This window comes from Magnetococcales bacterium (genome assembly GCA_015231925.1).
Lineage (GTDB): Bacteria > Pseudomonadota > Magnetococcia > Magnetococcales > JADGAQ01 > JADGAQ01.
Genome location: JADGAQ010000004.1, coordinates 24,862 through 43,295 on the forward strand (window position 1 = coordinate 24,862; position 18,434 = coordinate 43,295).

22 protein-coding genes are annotated in these 18,434 nt (G+C 58.2%); all 22 read left to right on the forward strand.

The window, feature by feature from the left end:
* Positions 1-60: 60 nt before the first annotated feature.
* Positions 61-831 (forward strand): radical SAM protein, encoded by a 771-nt coding sequence (locus tag HQL56_01055; GenBank protein MBF0308103.1) that lies wholly within the window; start codon positions 61-63, stop codon positions 829-831.
* Between the two features lie 189 nt (positions 832-1,020).
* Positions 1,021-1,623, forward strand: coding sequence for a hypothetical protein (locus tag HQL56_01060; GenBank protein MBF0308104.1), 603 nt, complete (start codon positions 1,021-1,023; stop codon positions 1,621-1,623).
* A gap of 206 nt (positions 1,624-1,829) precedes the next feature.
* Positions 1,830-2,582, forward strand: a complete 753-nt coding sequence (locus HQL56_01065) for a hypothetical protein (GenBank protein ID MBF0308105.1) — start codon at positions 1,830-1,832, stop codon at positions 2,580-2,582.
* Positions 2,583-2,585: 3 nt separating this feature from the next.
* Positions 2,586-4,391, forward strand: coding sequence for a toprim domain-containing protein (locus HQL56_01070; protein ID MBF0308106.1), 1,806 nt, complete (start codon positions 2,586-2,588; stop codon positions 4,389-4,391).
* Entirely contained in the window at positions 4,375-4,725 is a 351-nt protein-coding gene (locus HQL56_01075; protein ID MBF0308107.1) for a hypothetical protein, read from the forward strand. Before HQL56_01070 ends, HQL56_01075 begins: the two co-directional genes overlap by 17 nt.
* The gene (locus tag HQL56_01080) at positions 4,715-5,044 is read left to right on the forward strand and encodes a hypothetical protein (GenBank protein MBF0308108.1); all 330 of its coding nucleotides are present in this window, start codon (positions 4,715-4,717) and stop codon (positions 5,042-5,044) included. Before HQL56_01075 ends, HQL56_01080 begins: the two co-directional genes overlap by 11 nt.
* Before the next feature lie 33 nt (positions 5,045-5,077).
* Positions 5,078-6,412 carry a DEAD/DEAH box helicase gene (locus tag HQL56_01085; protein MBF0308109.1) on the forward strand — a complete coding sequence of 445 codons (1,335 nt, stop codon included), beginning with the start codon at positions 5,078-5,080 and terminating at the stop codon, positions 6,410-6,412.
* Positions 6,409-6,867: a hypothetical protein gene (locus HQL56_01090; GenBank protein MBF0308110.1), complete on the forward strand. Its 459-nt coding sequence runs from the start codon at positions 6,409-6,411 to the stop codon at positions 6,865-6,867. Before HQL56_01085 ends, HQL56_01090 begins: the two co-directional genes overlap by 4 nt.
* Complete coding sequence (locus HQL56_01095) at positions 6,864-7,352, forward strand: hypothetical protein (protein MBF0308111.1); 489 nt, start codon at positions 6,864-6,866, stop codon at positions 7,350-7,352. Before HQL56_01090 ends, HQL56_01095 begins: the two co-directional genes overlap by 4 nt.
* Positions 7,353-7,702: 350 nt before the next feature.
* The gene (locus tag HQL56_01100; protein MBF0308112.1) at positions 7,703-8,176 is read left to right on the forward strand and encodes a DUF882 domain-containing protein; all 474 of its coding nucleotides are present in this window, start codon (positions 7,703-7,705) and stop codon (positions 8,174-8,176) included.
* A gap of 1 nt (position 8,177) precedes the next feature.
* On the forward strand, positions 8,178-8,387 hold the full coding sequence (locus HQL56_01105) for a hypothetical protein (protein MBF0308113.1): 210 nt from the start codon (positions 8,178-8,180) through the stop codon (positions 8,385-8,387).
* Positions 8,388-9,161: a hypothetical protein gene (locus HQL56_01110; protein MBF0308114.1), complete on the forward strand. Its 774-nt coding sequence runs from the start codon at positions 8,388-8,390 to the stop codon at positions 9,159-9,161.
* 219 nt (positions 9,162-9,380) lie between these two features.
* Complete coding sequence (locus HQL56_01115) at positions 9,381-9,878, forward strand: hypothetical protein (GenBank protein MBF0308115.1); 498 nt, start codon at positions 9,381-9,383, stop codon at positions 9,876-9,878.
* A complete protein-coding gene (locus HQL56_01120; GenBank protein ID MBF0308116.1) occupies positions 9,868-10,449 on the forward strand; it encodes a ParB N-terminal domain-containing protein in 582 nt (193 codons plus the stop codon). The genes HQL56_01115 and HQL56_01120 overlap by 11 nt, the downstream gene beginning before the upstream one ends.
* A gap of 2 nt (positions 10,450-10,451) precedes the next feature.
* Complete coding sequence (locus HQL56_01125) at positions 10,452-11,351, forward strand: phosphoadenosine phosphosulfate reductase family protein (GenBank protein MBF0308117.1); 900 nt, start codon at positions 10,452-10,454, stop codon at positions 11,349-11,351.
* An 18-nt stretch (positions 11,352-11,369) separates the two neighbouring features.
* Positions 11,370-13,256, forward strand: a complete 1,887-nt coding sequence (locus tag HQL56_01130) for a phage terminase large subunit family protein (GenBank protein ID MBF0308118.1) — start codon at positions 11,370-11,372, stop codon at positions 13,254-13,256.
* Entirely contained in the window at positions 13,256-13,471 is a 216-nt protein-coding gene (locus tag HQL56_01135; protein MBF0308119.1) for a hypothetical protein, read from the forward strand. Before HQL56_01130 ends, HQL56_01135 begins: the two co-directional genes overlap by 1 nt.
* A 3-nt stretch (positions 13,472-13,474) precedes the next feature.
* The gene (locus HQL56_01140) at positions 13,475-14,995 is read left to right on the forward strand and encodes a phage portal protein (GenBank protein ID MBF0308120.1); all 1,521 of its coding nucleotides are present in this window, start codon (positions 13,475-13,477) and stop codon (positions 14,993-14,995) included.
* Positions 14,988-16,115: a Clp protease ClpP gene (locus HQL56_01145; GenBank protein MBF0308121.1), complete on the forward strand. Its 1,128-nt coding sequence runs from the start codon at positions 14,988-14,990 to the stop codon at positions 16,113-16,115. Before HQL56_01140 ends, HQL56_01145 begins: the two co-directional genes overlap by 8 nt.
* A 5-nt stretch (positions 16,116-16,120) precedes the next feature.
* A complete protein-coding gene (locus HQL56_01150) occupies positions 16,121-17,071 on the forward strand; it encodes a DUF2190 family protein (protein ID MBF0308122.1) in 951 nt (316 codons plus the stop codon).
* A 65-nt stretch (positions 17,072-17,136) separates the two neighbouring features.
* Positions 17,137-18,120 carry a hypothetical protein gene (locus HQL56_01155; GenBank protein ID MBF0308123.1) on the forward strand — a complete coding sequence of 328 codons (984 nt, stop codon included), beginning with the start codon at positions 17,137-17,139 and terminating at the stop codon, positions 18,118-18,120.
* Positions 18,121-18,131: 11 nt separating this feature from the next.
* Positions 18,132-18,434 carry a hypothetical protein gene (locus tag HQL56_01160; protein ID MBF0308124.1) on the forward strand — a complete coding sequence of 101 codons (303 nt, stop codon included), beginning with the start codon at positions 18,132-18,134 and terminating at the stop codon, positions 18,432-18,434.

Consider the following 18,434-nt stretch of genomic DNA (forward strand, 5'->3'; position numbering starts at 1 on the left):
AGTAGATATTTTCAATCTCTGGGATTGGAATGTGAGTGGTATAATTCACTTAATAAAGCACTGTATGAGTCCGTGTATTCATCAAAGATATTCAGTTTCACGGATAATGACCCCTACCTACCTAAAGGCGCGTTGTTAGGCGGGACAGGGTATGGGAGCGCGGAAACGCTCCCTGAAGAAATAGAACACTCTATGCCTGACTATGCTCTATACGGAATTAACTATTCCATGGGGTTCGCCACTAGAGGCTGTATTAGGAACTGTACTTGGTGTGTAGTTCCATCCAAGGAAGGAGAAATTTCAGCGCATGCTGAAATAGAGGAGTTTTTAGCTCATAAAGACTTGGTATTGCTTGATAATAACATATTGGCCCATGAACACGGGCTCAGGGAAATAGAAAAGATTGCCAAGCTTGGACTCAGAATCGATATCAATCAAGGTCTAGACGCTCGCTTGATTGATAATAATATTGCAAAATTATTGTCAAGAGTAAAATGGCTCAAGCCGTTAAGGCTGGCTTGTGACCATTCAAGCCAGATAAGAACATTGCAAAAAGCTGTAACACTCCTTAGGTGGCACAATGTCACCCCACGGAGGTATTCAGTATATGTACTTGTGGACGATGTCAGTGACGCATTGGAGAGAGTGATGTTCCTTAAAGGAATGGATCTTGACCCATTCGCGCAACCGTATTTAGATGGCACCAATAAACCTTCAGAAATGGCGGCAGCCTTCGCTAGATGGGTCAACCACAAGGCAATTTTTAAATCTGTTACGTGGGAGGAATACTCGATGGAGATGCCGGCAGCGGTTTCGGTGGGGGCGGTCTAATGCAGTGCCTACGTTGTGGACATTGCTGTAAGACGATGCCACCGCCTCCCCTTGAGGCACCGTGCGAACATCTTATTGATGATGATGACGGAAAAACATCGTGTTCAATTTACGATGAAAGACCGGATGAGTGTCAAGCCCATGATTATCCTTCTGCTGTTTGTCCTATAGGGGATGGGGTTTTAAGAGATGAAAGAACGCCCGATCATCTTTAACGCTGAATCCATTCGGGCCATTTTGGATGGCCGGAAGACTGTTACCAGGAGAGTGATAAAGCCGCAACCGATCAAGGATAAACGCAACCCTGATTATCGACTCCCGTCCTGGTCGTTGCGACAAGGCAGGTCTTGTTGTGAATGGTTCTTTGGCCCGCAGAATTCGACAAAAAACGGGAGCTTGCGGTTCTGGCGGTCTCCTTACGGCGAGCGCGGAGACCGACTTTGGGTCAAAGAAGCATGGATGCCTATGGAGTGCTGTCAGGACCGCGTTTTGTATCGGACGGATGACGCTGCCGGTCACATAGAAGATGGCTGGAAATCTCCTCTCTTTATGCCTCGTTCGGTTTCCCGCATCATCCTAGACGTGGTGGATGTGTGGGCGGAAAGGTTGCACGAATTAACGCTGGAGGAATTTTGTAAAGAGGCTATTCCGTTACCAAAGAACAATAATGCTTTTATGGATCCAGCTAAACAATGTTTTGCTGAATACTGGGACTCAATCAACGCCAAGCGCGGCTACCCTTGGGAAGACAATCCTTGGGTTTGGCGAGTGGAATTCAGGAGGGTGGAATAATGTCCTCTATCATGTTGCTTATGCTGGTCTATATTTTCACTCTTCACATGAAGTTTTTCGACCAAAAAGAGCTTACCAGGAAGGTATGGATTGAGTGGATGAAAGAACGGGAAAGACGCCGAAACGATCACTGGAGAGCCCTTCATGCGGAATGGAGGCGAGAGAAAATGGATAGGAAAAATAGTGAAGAACAGTAGGAATTGACCATGGCCAACATCCGCACCATAAAACGGGACTTTTTTACCAGCGAGGACATCGTCAGTCTCTCCCCGTTGGCGCGACTGCTCTTTATCGGGCTGTGGATGGAGGCCGACCGGGAAGGGAGGCTGGAGTGGCGACCCATGGCCTTCAAGCTTCGGCTGCTGCCGGGGGACAACTGCGAAATCAACCAGCTCCTGGAGGAAATGGTCAGTCGAGGCATGGTTGTCCTCTACGAGGTTTTGGGAAAAAAATACGGGTTCATCCCCACCTTCAAGGAGCATCAGCACTGCAATCTCAAAGAGCCGGAATCGGTCATTCCCCCTCCTCCGGAACTCTGCAAAACATGTAATGCATATGCTTGCACGTGCAAGCACGTGCCGTCACATGAAAGCACGTGCAAGCACGTGCAAGCACGTGTGGAAGTGGAAGTGGAAGTAAATAAAAACAACACACACAATTCCGCGCAAGCGCGGGCCGATGGTCGCCAAATCAAAACCCCCTGCCCGGCATCACCAGACGCCATATTGACGGCAGACCTCCGCGCCGAAGCCAAAGCCAAAGGCTGGCCCGACCCTGACAGGGAGTTCCCCAGGTTCCGGGATCACTACCTGGCCAAAGGGGCGCAGAAGGAAAACTGGCTCGCAGCCTTCCGTCTCTGGCTGCAGGACGAGATCACCAGACGGCAGACATCGCCGCCGGCAGCCGCCACGAAACGCCGAAGCGAACCCGATGACGACTCTTGGGCAGGAGCCCTTTGAAAAATGAACGACATCACTGACATCAAACGGGCGCTGGCATCCAGCGTTCAGCGGGTGGCGGAATATCTGCTCCCCCAGGGAAAACGCGAAGGCCACGAATGGGAGGTGGGCTCCATCTCCGGAGAGCCTGGCAAATCCCTGAAGGTCCACCTCACCGGCAGCAAGGCGGGGCTGTGGATGGACTTTCAAACCGGGCAGAAAGGGGATCTGATCGACCTCTGGCAGGCGGTGAAAAACGAAACCCTGACTCAATCCCTGGCAGACATCCGGAAATGGCTGGGCATGAAGGAGCCGGAGTTGGTCAATCGGCCCCGGCAGTATTCCAGGCCGAAGACGCCCGGAACGCCTGTTCGCCAGGACACCCCGGTTGACGACTATCTGACAAAACAGCGAAAAATCTCCCCGGAAGCCATCGATGCCTATCGCGTCGGATTCCAGGACCGGAACATGGTCTTCCCGTCGTACCGGAACGGAGAGCTGATTTTCGTCAAGCGGATCGGCATCGACCGCACCCCGGAAGGCAAAAAGGTCGTCTCCGTGGAGGCAAACTGCGAGCCATGCCTGTTCGGCTGGCAGGCCATTTCCGACAACGCCCGCTCGGTCACCATCTGCGAGGGGGAAATCGATGCTCTGACCCTCTACGGCAAGGGCTTCCCCGCCCTGTCGGTCCCGTTTGGCGGCGGCACCGGGGCGAAGCATGCATGGGTCGAAACCGAATACCCGCACCTGGAGCGGTTCGAAACCATCTACCTCTGCTTCGACCAGGATGAGACCGGGCAGAAAGCTGTCGTCGAACTGGTGGAGCGTCTGGGGCGCCATCGCTGCCGGGTGGTGGACCTTCCGGCCAAGGATCCCAACGAGTGGCACCTTCGTGGGGGCACCTTCTCCGACTTCGCCGCTGCTTTCGTCGCAGCCCGCTCCATCGATCCACCCACGTTGCGCAATGCGGACGATTTTCTGGCGGAGGTGTTGGATCTGTTCTACCCACCGGGCGGCGTCGAGCCGGGCATGCCAACCGCCTGGAACAAGATCGGGAACAGACTCCGGTTTCGACCGGGCGAACTCACCGTATGGACCGGCAACACCGGGTGCGGCAAGTCCCAGGCCCTGGGCCAAAGCATCGTCCAGTGGGTGATGCGCGGTGGTCGTTGCCTGCTGGCAAGTCTCGAAATGCGCTCTGCTCGCAGTCTCGAACGGATGGTTCGGCAGATGACGGGGATGGCGTATCCGCCAAAGCCGTACATCGAGGCCGCCATGGACCGGCTGTCGGAAGGGTTGTGGATTTACGACCTGGTGGGCAAGGCCGAGGTGAAGGAGTTGCTGCAGGTCTGCGATTACGCCCGTCGCCGGTACGGGGTGGAGATTTTCGTGATCGACTCCCTGATGCGCCTGGGAGTGTCCACCGAGGACTACACCGGACAGGAGGCGGCCATGCTGGAGATGGTTTCGTTCGCCGTGAGCCGCAACGTCCACATCCACCTGGTGGCGCATTCCCGGAAAAACCGGATGGAAGGGATCCCGTCACCAGGGGCCCAGATCAAGGGGTCGTCAGCAATTGGCGACAACGCCTTCAACGTCATCGAGGTCACCAGGAACTTCGCAAAGGAGAAGAAATTGGCTGGAGGTGCTACTCCGGAGTCGATCCAGGAAGAACATGACGGCGGCCTCGTGGTGCAAAAGCAGCGAAATGGCACCTGGACTGGCCAAGTTCGTCTCTGGTTCGATTCAGCCTCCCAACAGTACCTGGAGGGATGGGCCCACAAACCAACCCCGATGTTCGAGTGGTCCGGCCATGTCCAAGACTTCTGACACCCCACTGACCGATGACGAAAAAACAGCCGTGGATGTCGTCTTCTGCGCCTTCAAAAGGGCTTGCGGCCAGGCGCTGGTCGACGGTGGATGGGACCGGGCTACGGTTAGTGGCGGACTTGAACCCGCCAAAGCCGAAACCTGGGAGCAGGTTCCGGGCGTGCTTTGGCTGGTGATGCACGGGTTCGATCTGGTCAAGATCACCAAGGACTACCTGGAGTTTGCGAAAAAGCAGGAGCGGGTTATGAGGCTTCGCGGCGGGGGATTTCTCGCAGAAAAAGCGAGGCTGGATTATTTGGCGCAACATCAACTGGAGAAAAACAGTGAGCGATAACAATGGACAATTTCAACCATGCACCAACCTTCACCGGGTAACCGGTCTGTGGGAGAAGACCAGCAAGAACGGAAGAAAATACCTGGATGGCTCCCTCGGATTTTTGAAGTTGATGATCCTCCCGAACAACAACCGCACCGGTGAAAATTCACCGACCCATTACCTCCTTCTGGCCGAAAAGACCCCACACAACGACCAGGGAGGAAATTCTTCCGGACCGCAGCACGGGAGCCAGCAGAACAGCGGTGGAGGGTATCAGCAGCAGAGTCGGCAGTCTGCATCCCAGCAACCCCAAGTCAGCGACGATATCCCGTTTTGAGCGATGGAAATCTACATCACGGGGAAAATCGAGGTGCGCACACCGGTCCCACAGGGACTGCTGGCGGCTGTGCGCAAGGCCAACACCTTCGCCAACCCGGAGTATGTCCGCCAACTCTCCTCCGGACGACGCAGTTACGTGTCCCCCACCGTCACCACGCTGAGGGAGATTGACGGGTGGTTGCACATTCCGCGCGGATTCGGCAAACGGCTCCATGCCATGGCCGGAAGCATGGGCATCGTGCCGGAATGGCTCGATTGCCGGGTGGAATCTCCGGCTACTTTCCCGGCGCGTCTCCGCGAGGTCTCGTTGCGAGACTACCAGGAGAGGGCGGTCAGGGAGTCGCTTATCGACACCCAGGGGGTGATCGTGTCCCCCACCGCGTCGGGGAAAACCATCACGGCTCTGGAGCTGATCCGGCGTCGGGGGCAAAAAGCGGTCGTGCTGGTCCACGCCCGGGAACTGGCCAGGCAATGGCGCGAGGTGATTCGGGCGCGACTTGGCGTCGAACCCGGCATGATCGGCGATGGGCAATGGCTCATTGGGCAACAAATCACCGTGGCCACCATCCAGACACTGGCATCGAGGCCGGAGGCAACCACACGACTGGCGCGATCTGTCGGTTTGGTGTTGGTGGACGAGTGCCACCACATCCCCGCTGAAACGTTTGCTGAGGTGATCGGCCTGTTCCCTGCCCGGTACCGGTACGGCTTCACGGCGACCCCGGACCGTGGTGACGGGCTTGGCGACATCATCCACCGCTTGCTTGGCGATGTGGTGGCCACCGTCGAAGCCGGGGAAGTGTTGGATATCGGGGGTATCGTCCCGGCCATCATCCAGGTGGTGCCGACTGGGATCCAGGCCAAAGGCATTGACCCGGCAAAACACGGATGGAGCGAGTTTGTCTCAGCCATCACCGCCGATGCGGAGCGGAACAGGCTCATCGCCGCGACGGTTCGGAAAGTCGCCAACCGGCGGACCCTGATCTTGACTGACAGGGTGGAGCATGCCGAGGAGTTGGCCAGGCTTCTTCCGGGGGCCGTGCTGGTTCATGGCAAACTTCCGGCAGCGAAACGTGCCGCTGCCATGTCCGCCATGCTGGAAGCCCAGATTACGGTGGGGACCAAAGGGCTCCTTGGTGAGGGGGTGGACTGCTCGGTTTGGTCCTGTCTGGCGATGGCTTGTCCCATGTCCGGGGAAACCCCGCTACGGCAGGCAGTTGGACGGGTGATCCGGCCAGCTCCAGGGAAAAAAGATGGACTGACAATCGATTTTCTCGACGACCACCCGTTTGCTTACGGGGCGTTCCGGAAACGGCGTGTCGTCTACAACAGCCAGAAATGGCGGGTGACCAACTGGAGGGGATGATGGCGATTTTGGCGTTGGACCTTGGAACAAACACCGGCTGGGCCATCCGTCACTCGGATGGGTCCATCGTCAGCGGGACCAACAAGTTCGCTCCCGGTCGATTCGAGGGAGGCGGTATGTCTTTCCTGCGGTTTCGGGCTTGGCTGAACGGTGTGGCCGAGGCCGGGAAAATCGACCGGGTGACCTTCGAGGAGGTGCGGCGCCACATCGGCACCACGGCGGCCCACGTCTATGGGGGCTTCCTCGCAACGCTTTCGGCGTGGTGCGAGGAGAGGGGGATCCCGTACCAGGGTGTCCCGGTTGGCACCATCAAGCTCCACGCCACCGGGAAAGGTAATGCGGGCAAGGACCTGATGATCGAAGCCATGCAGGCGAAGGGCCATGCTCCGGGCGACGACAACGAGGCGGACGCGCTGGCCATCCTTTACTGGGCAATGGAGCAGGATGCGCAATGAAACACGCCAACGCGACGCACGTAGCCCGGCAAATTCGCGTTATTTCGGAAAAGGAATGGCAGAGTAGCGGTCGTAATGAAAAACGCGAATTAGAGGCCAATAATAGCCAAATCGCATTGACTCCGAAAGACGTTGCCAAAAGGCTGAAGGAGGCAGTCCTCACTCTTCGCCAACTGCCCATGAAGGATCTCAAACCGCCGGGGTACAGGTCCAACTGGCCCGACGTGGTCCATGATGCAGCCGAGGCCTACGGATACGACGATTCGTCCTACCGGGAAGACCCTCCGACAGCGGCAGCTATCACCCAAATGGACGAGGCAATCAACTGGCTGTGCTGTCTTGATAAAAATCATACAAGACTGGTGTGGATGGTGGCGGATGAAATCCCATGGAAGAAGATCTGCAGATGCTTTGGAATTTCAAGGGCGACAGCAAACAGACGTTGGAAATATGCTATCGGAAGGATAGTTCAGTTTCATCCATAAAAGTTCCCGGTAAAAATTTCCGGTGAGACAAACGAGACAAAATTTGACAGAGTGAACACTATGATTGCGGAACGCACGCCCTGCGGACCGCACAAATTGAATGGCCTCCTCCAGCCCGCCACGGGAAACCTTGGCGGGTTTCTTTTTTCCGGAGACTGACAGTGTGAACACGATCTTTGATCGCCTGAAAGAACCGTCCACTTGGGCTGGACTATCGTCTGTGGTGGTTCAGTTTGCTCCCCCAATTGTTTTGTCTTTCGGGGGGTCTCCCGAAAAGGTCAAGGCTATTGCGGACACACTTTCCTTGATCTCTGCTTTTGCAGCGATTTTCATGCCTGAGGGTAAAACCGGTGGCAATCGGGCTGAGTAGATTCACCGTCGGGCTCTTTTCCGGTTTGCGCAACTCCTGGTTTAAAGGTGACAACATGCCCCCCACGACCGCCGAATGGCCCTGGACGCACTTCTCCCGTGGTGAGATGACCTGCAAATGTGGGTGCGGATGCGCCGACATGGACCCGGATTTTATGGACCTGTTGGAGCGGTTGCGCTTCGAGTGCGGCGACTTGCCGATGACGATCAATTCCGGTTATCGCTGCCCGGACCACAACGAGCGTGCCAGCACCAGTGGGCGGGACGGGGCGCACACCACAGGGCGCGCGGTCGATATTGCATGCTCCGGAAAGCGTCAGGAGCAAATCCAAAAAGTAGCCAAAAGTCTCGGCTGCACAGGCTTCGGGAACGAACACGGCTTTCTGCACATCGACAACCTGACCGTGGCAGATGGCCCGAAATGGCGCGTCCGGCCCAACTCCTGGAAGTACTGACATGGATGTTCAGCAGGACATTCTGCTCCGTCTCGGGGAGTTGATTGGGAAAATCGAGACCATCCTGACCCGGCAGGAGGAGCTTACAAAATGGATTTCCAAGCTCGATGACCGATTGCGGGCGGTGGAAATCAAGGCCGCCGCATGGGGAGCCGCCGGCGGTGGAGTCGCCGCAACTGCGGTGCATTACATTTTCAAAACGACAAACTGAATGGCTGTCATCCAGATTGATCAAAGCGATGTCGAGCAGATCCGGGCGATTCTGAGCGGCATGGGGTCAGCGGTTCAGTTCGGGACGAAGGTGGCCATCAACAAAACCGCCTACGAGGTCAGAAGCGCTGAAAGGGCGGAGATGCAGCGCGTTTTCGACCGCCCGATTCGTTACACCCTGAACAGCCTGAAGGTCCAGACCGCATCCTCTCAAAACGGAATGGAAGCATCTGACTGGTTCAAAAAGCCCGCCGACTCCGGAGCGGAGCGGAAGAGCCACTATCTCGAACCCCAGGTGTTCGGCGGACCGAGACGTGACAAGGCCAGCGAGCGGCTGCTGAAGATAAAGGGCGTCCTGCCCATCAATCAGCAGTGGGTGCCGACGCCGGCGACGAAATACGATTCGGCGGGCAACCCGAACAAGGGGCAGATTCAACAGATTCTGTCCGGGTTGCAGGCTTTCCTGGAGATAAACGCCCAGCAGAACGCGACGGCTCGCTCCCGGAGGCGCAACCGGGTACGCCGCGAGGTGTCGGTTGCCAAAGATCAGAGGGGAAACCCCTACGGCATCCGCTTCAACGGCAGGCTGGTCTACTACTTCGTCAAACCGAAATACCCTAAACGGTTCAAGTTCTACGAGGTCGGCGAACACAAGGCTCACGAGATCCTGCCCGGTCTGTTGCAGTCCGAGATCAGGCGGTCAATCGCCCGGTATGCTGCCAGACATGGCGGCAACATGCGTCCGTCTCGTGGGCTGCTTGCCAGGTTCGGCTGATGGCGACCACCCGTGGAAATGCAGGTGGGTCTGGGCTGGGCCTGGGGGCTGCTGGGACGAGGCTCGTTCGACCCCCTTCCCCGCCTCATAACCACATAAGGGTAGGTACTTCCGGACGGCGAATCCCGAGGGTCCGTTCGAACCCCAACATATTTGTAGTGTGCCGGCGGAAAACGGGTTTCCAGGTTCCAGGGAGGGCACCATTTTGAGGGAACCGTGATGGGAATGTCAATCCGTGCTTACGCCATACGTCGCGGCGTGTCGCATACCGCCGTGCGTAAGGCGTTGAGCAGCGGAAGGATCACTGCGGAGCCTGACGGAACCCTTGATCCTGACAAATGCGACGCCGCATGGGCCGCCAACACAAATCAGGCTCAGACCCGGAAACCTCCCGATCAGGGTTCCATCGCTGGAAACCCGTCCGAACAGGGGCCGGATTATCAAAAAGCAAGAGCTATCAAAGAGGCTTTTCAGGCCAAGCTCGCACAGCAGGAGTACCAAAAAAGAGCCAGGGAACTGGTAAAAGCTGATGAGGTAAGACAGGCAACTGCCAGGTCTTTTGGACTGGTCAGGGACCGCATGAGAGCCATTCCGTTTCGGTTGGGCCCTGTCCTGGCTGTCACCACGGAGGCGAGCGAAATCGTTCGTCTGTTGAAGCAAGAGATTGATGATGCCCTGAACGGCGTCGCAGACGAGATCGTCAATGATGATGCCTGAAAAAGTAGAGAAGTGGCCGATTGATCGGTTGATTCCTTTCGCCGGCAACGCACGCACCCATTCTGAATCCCAGGTGGGGAAGGTGGCGGCGAGCATGAAGGAGTTCGGTTTCACCTCGCCCATCCTGGTGGACGGTAAGGACGGCATCATCGCCGGACACTGCCGCCTGATGGCGGCCCGCAAGCTCGGGCTGGCCGAAGTGCCGGTCATCGTCCTGGATCATCTGTCCGACGCCCAGCGCCGGGCCTACATCCTGGCCGATAACAAGCTGGCCCTGGATGCGGGGTGGGATAGCGAACTTCTTGAGGCAGCGTTGATCGCTCTTTCGGAAGACGGATTTGACCTGGAATTGACCGGTTTTGCTCCTGGAGAGCTTGACCTGTTATCCGAGGAGGTTAGCGCCGAACTGCCGTCATGGGGGAGCGCGAAGGCGACAGAGCAGCCGCGGGCAAAGGGGGACGTTTTGCAGGTTGCGGAAATTGTCCTTTCGGGTCCGGTAACAGCCGAAGACGCTGAAAAGCTCCGTGCTGAGTATTACGGCAGGGGAATCAAAGTCAGTTTTAGGGGGTAGCGATGCCGGTTGGAGTCTATGCACGGATCAGCGGGCAGGAACTGAAAGACCGCCTCGCCGATATTGTCAGAATGCAGAACCTGTCTTTCCAGGAAAAAATTTCAGCCGCCATGACCATCATGCGTGACGTGGATAGGCTTGCAGCTCCTGGAAAGCGCGTGGTCATGTTTTCGGGTGGCCGAGATTCCACCGTCGCGGCTCTACTCGCCAGACGGTTGTGGCCTGACGTGTCCCTCCTCTACAACGATACAGGCCTGGGAACGCCAGGATCTTCCGCCCAGGTGGAGCGAATTGCCGGAAAGTTGCAACTCCCCCTGACCATTACTCGCCCAGGGGTGACGGCCTTCGAAATGTGGCGTTCTCGGGGCCATTTCCCGATCGGCCCCAAGCGGGGCCACACCTTCTGGAAGCAGAAGCGTCCGGGGCTGAAATCCTCGCCGGTGCAATGCTGCTACCACCTGAAAGAGGTGCCGGCCAAACAGGCATTGAAGTCCATGGATGCCAAAGTGCTGGTATGGGGCAACCGCGCCGACGACAGCAACCGAAGGAAATTGGCTCTGGCTGATCACGGGTTCATTCAAAAACCGTGCGCAAAGTGGCCAGTTTTCAACGTCGAGCCGCTTGCCTTCTTTCTCGATGACGATATTCGAAAAATCCTGGAACAGACCTTCCCCGGGGAGGCTTGGGTTGAGCGTGGTGAAACGGGCTGCGCCTGCTGCTGCACCGATATCTCCCGCCCAGACAACCAACTTTCGCGCCTTTTCCTGCGCGACAAGCCCGCTTTCCTGGCAGCCATCAGGTCGGGTCTTGGGGAGCAACTCCTGACAGCAAACGGATACCATCTGACGGTCGAAGAGGCTCTTGAAAAGGATCCCAGGATGTTCTTGCGGGTCAATATTTAATGGCATGAGGACCGATGATTGGCATCCGGAGCGTTTGTAGTCCGAAAGGCGGCTGCGGCGGCTCTGCGCCCCCCGCCAGATATCACGGTCTCGGAATGGGCCGATAAGCATCGGATTCTGAAGGTTGCCGGCGAGCCGGGGCGGTGGCGCACCAGCCGCACCCCGTACCTCAAGGAGATCATGGACTGCCTGTCTGATGGCAGCCTGTTCGAAAGGGTGGTGTTCGTCAAGCCTTCCCAGGTGGGAGCAACAGAGATCCTGTTGAACTGGATAGGGTACTCGATCCACTACTCGCCCGGACCGATGGCTGTCGTCACGGCGACGATGGATCTCGCCAAGACGCTGTCCCAGACACGCCTTGATCCCATGATTGCCGACAACCAGATTCTGAAGGATCTGGTGGTTGAACAGAAATCCAGGGATTCAGGGAACTCGACCAATCTGAAGGTTGCCCGGAACGGGGCAGTCGTCTGGCTGAAGGGGGCAAATTCTCCCGCCAGTCTGATGTCCATCGCGGTCAAGCGTCTGGCCGGTGACGAGGTGGAGCGGTGGCCTGGGAACGTTGGCGGCGAGGGTGATCCCGTTTGGCTCGCCGAGGCCAGAACGAACACCTTTCGGGGGCAGAGGAAGATCTATCTGACCTCCTCGCCGAAAATCAAAGGCTCTTCGAGGATCGAGAGAGCCTATCTGGATTCGGACCAGCGGAAGTTCTTCGTCCCCTGTCCGTTTTGCAAGCAGCTCCAGACGTTGGTCTGGAAGCAGGTCAAGTTCCCGGAAAACGACCGCTCGAAGGCGTTCTACGAGTGCGAGCATTGTCGGGCTGTAATCCAGGAGTATCACAAGGCGGCCATGATGGCCGAAGGGGTTTGGATTGCAGCGAAACCGGGCGGAAAAACTGCCGGTTTTTGGCTTTCCGGGCTCTATTCCCCGTGGGTGAGTTGGGGGGATTTGGCTGTACAGGAACTCGCAGCCGAAGGCAGTCAGGAACTCAAACAGGTCTGGACCAACTCCAGCCTTGGAGAGCTTTGGGACGATTCCGGGGAAGGTGTTGATCCGACCGGGCTCCTCGAACGACGCGAAGTTTGGGGTCCGTTTCTGCCTCCTCAGGTCGCCGTTCTGGTTGCCGGGCTTGATGTCCAGCCGGACCGGATCGAGATGGAGGTGGTTGGCTTTGGCGCCGGGGAAGAATCCTGGTCCATCGCTTACAAGGTGTTGTGGGGGGACAGTTCCGGGAAGGAGGTCTGGGAAGCACTGGACCAGGAGCTTTTGCGGTCCTGGCAGCACTCCCGGAAAGGCGTTGTTCTCCACATCCAGGCTTGCGTGATCGACTCCGCAGGTCACAACACCACACAGGTTTACGATTTCGTTCGACCTAGGCAAAGCAGAAGAATTTGGGCCGGCAAGGGCTATTCGGTCCCAGGCAAACCGCTCTGGCCGGGAAAGCCGAGCCGGAACACCAAGAACAAGACCCCGATCTACATGCTGGGGGTGGATGCGGCGAAGAACGACATCGCTTTCCGCCTGAAAATGACAGCCTCCGGCCCCGGCTACATGCACTTCCCCATGGACCGGGATAAGGAATACTTCGACCAGCTCACCGCTGAAAAAGCCGTGACGGAATGGCATCGCGGCTCGCCGGTAAGGGTTTGGGTCAAGGAGAAGCACGCCAGAAACGAAGCCCTGGACTGCCGGGTTTACGCCATGGCTGCCCTTGCTGGATTGAAACACCTCGGACTGAAACTAAATCAAGTGGCCGACAAAATGACGGAAATAGACCTTCGGGAAGATGTTCCGAAGGAAGAACCGCGTGCGCCCGCTGTAACGCCGCAACCGACACCTCAGCCGGCGCCAAAGCCGCCGCCGGCGAATACTGCGCCTCGCCGCATCATTCGGAGGATCACTTAATGGCCTTGCCCGCAGCCATTGCCCAGACCCACCTGGATGAGTGGCTCGCCGCCGATCTGGCGGTAGCCAAGAACCAGGCGTACCAAATCGCGGGCCGAACAATCACCCGCGCTGACGCCAAAGAGATTCGGGAGAATATCGATTATTGGCAAAACCAGCTTTCCCGGGCGCGTCGCTCCGGGATTCGCATTCGCAGCATCACCCCGGTGGGATGACACATGGGAATCTTTCATCGTCTGCTGACATCGATCACCGGCATCAAGCCAGGAGCAATAACGAACTACCACGGCGCTTTTCATGGCGGGTCCGTGGTGCGGCGGGATATGTCCGGCTGGCGCACCCGCACCGGGGATGCCGACGCGGACACTCTCACCGACCTTCCGAAGCTCCGGCAGCGGTCACGGGATCTGGTCCGGAACGCCCCTCTGGCCGGTGGAGCCGTCTCCACCCAGGCGATGAATGTCGTCGGAACCGGGCTGGCTCTGCAGTCCCGTGTCGACCGGAAGGCGCTGCGACTGACAGATGAGGCGGCGGGCGAGTGGGAGGGAAAGGTCGAGCGAGAGTGGCGGCTTTTTTCGGAATCTCCGGAATGCGACATCACTCGGACTCAGAATTTCCGGCAACTGCAGGATGTGATTTTCCGGTCGATGCTGGAGAGCGGAGATGTTTTTGTGGCTCTGCCCATGCGTTCCGGGACGCCCACGCTCCCGTTCTCTCTGCGGATCCAGTTGATCGAGGCTGACCGGGTCAGCAACCCGAACGGGCAGGCCGATTCCAAGCAAATTGCCGGCGGCGTCGAGCGGGATGCCTATGGAGCCCCTTTGGCCTACCACATCAGGGACATTCATCCGGGATCCGAGGTGGAACGGGGCCGTTCCTGGCAGAGAATTCCAGCCTTCGGCAGCCAAAGCGGAAGGCGCAACCTGCTGCACATCTTCCACCGTACCCGTCCTGGACAGAGCCGTGGCGTTCCTGTCCTCGCCCCGGTCATCACCGCTCTGAAGCAGTTGGACCGGTACACCGAGGCTGAAATGAATGCGGCGGTCCTCGCTGGCATGTTCGCCGTGTTCGTCAAAACGCCCGCCCTGGAGGATTTCGACCCGACCGGGCAACAGAGCGAAACCGGAGCTACTGCGGCGGACGAAGATCTCAAGATGACCGGCGGCACCATGGTCAACCTTGCTCCCGGTGAAGACATCACCAGCGTGGCCCCCGGCAGACCGAACCAGGCGTTTGCCCAATTCGTCGAGGCGGTGCAGGAGCAAATCGGTGTGGGACTCGGGATCCCGGTCGAGCTGCTTCGGATGCACTTTTCAGCCTCCTATTCCGCCAGTCGGGCCGCTCTGTTGGAGGCGTGGAAGCTTTTTTTGACCAAAAGGGGCTGGCTCGTCGATTCGCTCTGCACCCCTGTCTATCAAACGTGGATGGATGAGGCGGTGGCCCTCGGGCGAATCCAGGCTCCGGGGTATTTTTCCGACCCTGGAATTCGCGCCGCGTACCAGGGGGCGCAGTGGGTTGGCCCTGCACCCGGCCAGCTCGACCCGCTGAAGGAAGCAAATGCCGCAGTTGTCCGCATCGGGGCCGGTTTGTCCTCGATTGACCAGGAAGCGGCGCAAATGGGGGGCGATTTCGATCAAATCCACCGCCAACGAGCCAAGGAAGAGCGCATGAGGCAGGAAGCAGGCCTGGTCATGCCTCTGGTGGCTCCAGACATCCAGCAAGGAACCGGAAATGGCTGAAAAGCGAAATTGGTTCAATATGGCCGCGAAAGCGGCTCAAAACGGCAAAAAAACGGCTGAAATCGCCATTTATGGTCCGATTATGGACGAAAAATGGTCTGACGAGGAGGTTGCTCCGGTCGATTTTGCTGCCGAATTGAAAGCCCTCGGAGATGTCGAGCAGATCGATTTGCGCATCAACAGCCCCGGCGGTAGCGTTTTCGCGGGGTTTGCCATCCACAACATGCTGGTGCGGCATCCTGCCAAGGTGGTAGCCCACGTCGACGGGCTGGCTGCTTCCATCGCTTCGGTGATTGCCATGGCAGGCGATGAAATCCACATGCCCGCCAATGCGCTGATGATGATCCATGACCCGTCCGGCATGGTCTGGGGCGGGGCATCCGACATGCGCAAGATGGCGGACTCCCTGGATAAAATCACGGAGGGCATTGTCGCCTCCTACCAGCGACACTCTGGAAAAACCATCGAGGAGATCAAGGCGTTGATGGCCGCCGAAACCTGGATGACCGGGAATGATGCCGTGGCGCTCGGTTTTGCCACGCACGCGGGGAAACCCGTCAAGGTCAGCAACGATTGGGATCTTTCACAGTTCCGCCACCCTCCCGTGGCGGCTTTTTCCAACCAACCGCGAGAGGATCAGCCGATGCAACACAATGTGAATAATGCCGTTCCGTCCCCCACTCCCCCCGATCCCAAGGCGATGACGCGGGAGATGGTGGAAAAGGATCATCCGGATTGGGTGGCCCAGTGGAAAGAGGCCGGGCGGAAGGAAGAGTTGGCTCGGCAGGAAGGGCTGAATGCCATCGCCGTGCCGGGCATGGAGTCGCTGATGGCCGCGTTCCGGGCGGATGGCGTGACCACTCCCGGCCAAGCCGCTCTCGCCATCCTCCGGGAGCAGCAGAAACAGGGGGTGAATTTCCTGTCCAGCATGCGCGCCGACGCGGCTGCCGTGAATATCACCGCTTCGGCTGATACCACCACGGGAGCCCAGGATTTCGTGGCTCTGGTGGATGCGGCGGTGGCTTCCGGAAAATACAAGACGCGGGCCGAGGCCACGGAAGCGGTGGCCCGCCAGAACCCCAAAGCCTACGAAATCCATCGTAGCGGGAAGAAGGAGTAATCGTCATGAGCTATCAAGAAGGTGTAGGGTCTTTCGTCGCCAACGGGGCGCTCACCCGTGGGCGGCGGGTGAAAGCGACCGCCGCCTCTTCCACTCGTCAGGTGGAGGTGGCCGGGGCCGGTGAACAGCATATCGGGGTCGTGGAATACGACGCTGCGGACGGGGCCAACGTTGCGGTGCGCATGCGCAATCACAACGGCACCCACTTCGGGGTTGCCGCCGATTCGTTTGCGGTGGGGGCTGTCCTGTACGGGGCGGCTGCCGGCAAACTTTCCGATTCCTCTTCCGGGTCCGCCATCGGTGTCGCCATTTCGGCGGCTGGAGCGGATGGCGATATCGTCGAGTGGGCTCCCTATACCACCATGTCGACCACGGCTGGCGGGGTCTCCATCGCCGATGCGGGCAGTTTCACGGACACGGCCACGGTGGAAGCGGCCCTGCAGGAACTCTATCAGAACGCGGTGACGGCCCAGGGATTCATCCCGGTCCCTCTGACCAACCTGCTGGAAACCGATGCCACCAACATCGTCGGGCGGCTGCTGGCCAACACCACGCCCACTCTTGACCTGAAAAATGGCGACACCGACTCGGCGTTGCGGGTGTCCTGGGCTGCGAGCAACTCCGACCCGGTGATTTTCCAGGTGCCGCTGCCTCCGGACATCGATGACGCCGCCTCTCTGGTGGTGCATTTCCGGGCAGCCATGGCGGGAGCCACCGACACTCCGGTCATCGCCGGTGACATGTACTGCAACGAGGGCGACACCAAGGTGGAGGCCAACTCGGGGGCGGTCACCGGCACCGGCTATGTCGAGTACACCATCACCATGGGTGCTTCCGACGTGCCCAGCGGTGCGCAGACCTTCACCTGCGAGCTGACGCCGGGAGCGCACACCACCGACGCGCTGTACCTGACGGCCCTCTCGCTGGAGTACACCAAGAAGATCATGACCTCGTAATCGACGAGGTCGTTTATAGACAATCAACGGGGCTTCGGCCCCTTTTTTTATGAAAGGATACCAAGATGGGATTCGGTCCCTCTTCCACCACCACCACCCCTCTTCCCGCGATGGGAGTCATCGCGTCACAACTCGATCTGGATGCTATCGAGGCCGGGTATATCGCTGATCAGTGTATGCCCCCCTGGGATAGCGCCACACAGGCAGGCCAATATCCCGTCTTCAAGGCTGAGGCCTTTCTGAAGCGGGCGAAAGTCGCTCGCGCGATGGGAGGTGTTTACTCTCGCGGGTCCGGAACGTTCACGATGGACGATTTTTCAACCAGCGAAAAAGGCCGGGAGGAGACGATCGACGATCGCATGCGGAAGCTGTACGCGAACATGTTCAACTCCGACATGGTTGCGGTCAAACGCGCGATGTCGGTCGTTCACCGCGAGCGAGAAGTGCGGGTTCGCGATTTGGTGCAAAGTACGACAGCGGGTTGCGGCACGGCTGCTGTCGGAACGGAATGGTCGAGCTTGACCACGTCGAGCCCCAAAGCCGATGTGTTGGCGGCCAAGGAATCCATGCTGTCTGCCGGAGGCCTTCTTCCCAACGCCATCGTGATGACTGACAAGGTTTTCAACAACGTCTGCATGTCCACCGAGTTCAAGTCGAGCGCCCAGTATACGACTTCCATCGACCTGTTGCCGACGGAAGCAAAGGTGCGGACGCTGGCCACCTATTTCGATGTGGAAAAAATCATCATCGCTCGCCCCATTTTCGATGCGGCCAACGAAGGACAGGATGCCGATTATCAGCGCCTTTGGAGCAGTGAGTATGTTTCTCTTCTGCGCGTCGTGAATAGCCAGGATATCGAGGTTCCGCAATTTGGCCGCCGGATCTGCTGGAGCGGTGAAATCCCCCCCGGAGGGAATCCCCAAAGATTCCTGGTGGAGACCTACCGCGAAGAGCAAACCCGAAGCGATGTCGTTCGAGTCCGCGAAGAGTGTGTCGAAAAGGTGATCTACACCGGCGGACTCTACGTCCTCTCCAACATCACCGCGTAAAGGCTCTGACCATGCCCTTCAACCCCGCCGATGACGACGACGGCATCTATCAGGACGGAAAAGAGGCGACTTACACCGTCACCGACTCCGGGCAGGAGATCTCCGTGATGGTCTTTGACCACCAGGAGGCCGAGGTGGAGCCGGACGGGTTCAAATCCTCCGTTGTGGAGCTGAAGACGTATCTGGCCGTTGCCCGGTCCTACGTCAACAGCCCGAAGCCTGGGGATGTCGTTCGCATCATCGGCGGGGCGCGGTATGTGGTGCAGGAGATCAAAGCCCAAACCGCATTCGACTCGATTTTGTGGGTGGTGTGA

Excerpts from the sequence above, each read along its gene's own strand:
- HQL56_01075 (MBF0308107.1), top strand. The coding sequence starts at position 4,375 with ATGTCCAAGACTTCTGACACCCCACTGACCGATGACGAAAAAACAGCC.
- HQL56_01125 (MBF0308117.1), top strand. The coding sequence starts at position 10,452 with ATGCCGGTTGGAGTCTATGCACGGATCAGCGGGCAGGAACTGAAAGAC.
- HQL56_01090 (MBF0308110.1), top strand. The coding sequence starts at position 6,409 with ATGATGGCGATTTTGGCGTTGGACCTTGGAACAAACACCGGCTGGGCC.
- HQL56_01065 (MBF0308105.1), top strand. The coding sequence starts at position 1,830 with ATGGCCAACATCCGCACCATAAAACGGGACTTTTTTACCAGCGAGGAC.
- HQL56_01115 (MBF0308115.1), top strand. The coding sequence starts at position 9,381 with ATGGGAATGTCAATCCGTGCTTACGCCATACGTCGCGGCGTGTCGCAT.
- HQL56_01070 (MBF0308106.1), top strand. The coding sequence starts at position 2,586 with ATGAACGACATCACTGACATCAAACGGGCGCTGGCATCCAGCGTTCAG.
- HQL56_01160 (MBF0308124.1), top strand. The coding sequence starts at position 18,132 with ATGCCCTTCAACCCCGCCGATGACGACGACGGCATCTATCAGGACGGA.
- HQL56_01120 (MBF0308116.1), top strand. The coding sequence starts at position 9,868 with ATGATGCCTGAAAAAGTAGAGAAGTGGCCGATTGATCGGTTGATTCCT.
- HQL56_01110 (MBF0308114.1), top strand. The coding sequence starts at position 8,388 with ATGGCTGTCATCCAGATTGATCAAAGCGATGTCGAGCAGATCCGGGCG.
- HQL56_01135 (MBF0308119.1), top strand. The coding sequence starts at position 13,256 with ATGGCCTTGCCCGCAGCCATTGCCCAGACCCACCTGGATGAGTGGCTC.
- HQL56_01095 (MBF0308111.1), top strand. The coding sequence starts at position 6,864 with ATGAAACACGCCAACGCGACGCACGTAGCCCGGCAAATTCGCGTTATT.
- HQL56_01150 (MBF0308122.1), top strand. The coding sequence starts at position 16,121 with ATGAGCTATCAAGAAGGTGTAGGGTCTTTCGTCGCCAACGGGGCGCTC.
- HQL56_01155 (MBF0308123.1), top strand. The coding sequence starts at position 17,137 with ATGGGATTCGGTCCCTCTTCCACCACCACCACCCCTCTTCCCGCGATG.
- HQL56_01140 (MBF0308120.1), top strand. The coding sequence starts at position 13,475 with ATGGGAATCTTTCATCGTCTGCTGACATCGATCACCGGCATCAAGCCA.
- HQL56_01060 (MBF0308104.1), top strand. The coding sequence starts at position 1,021 with ATGAAAGAACGCCCGATCATCTTTAACGCTGAATCCATTCGGGCCATT.
- HQL56_01105 (MBF0308113.1), top strand. The coding sequence starts at position 8,178 with ATGGATGTTCAGCAGGACATTCTGCTCCGTCTCGGGGAGTTGATTGGG.
- HQL56_01145 (MBF0308121.1), top strand. The coding sequence starts at position 14,988 with ATGGCTGAAAAGCGAAATTGGTTCAATATGGCCGCGAAAGCGGCTCAA.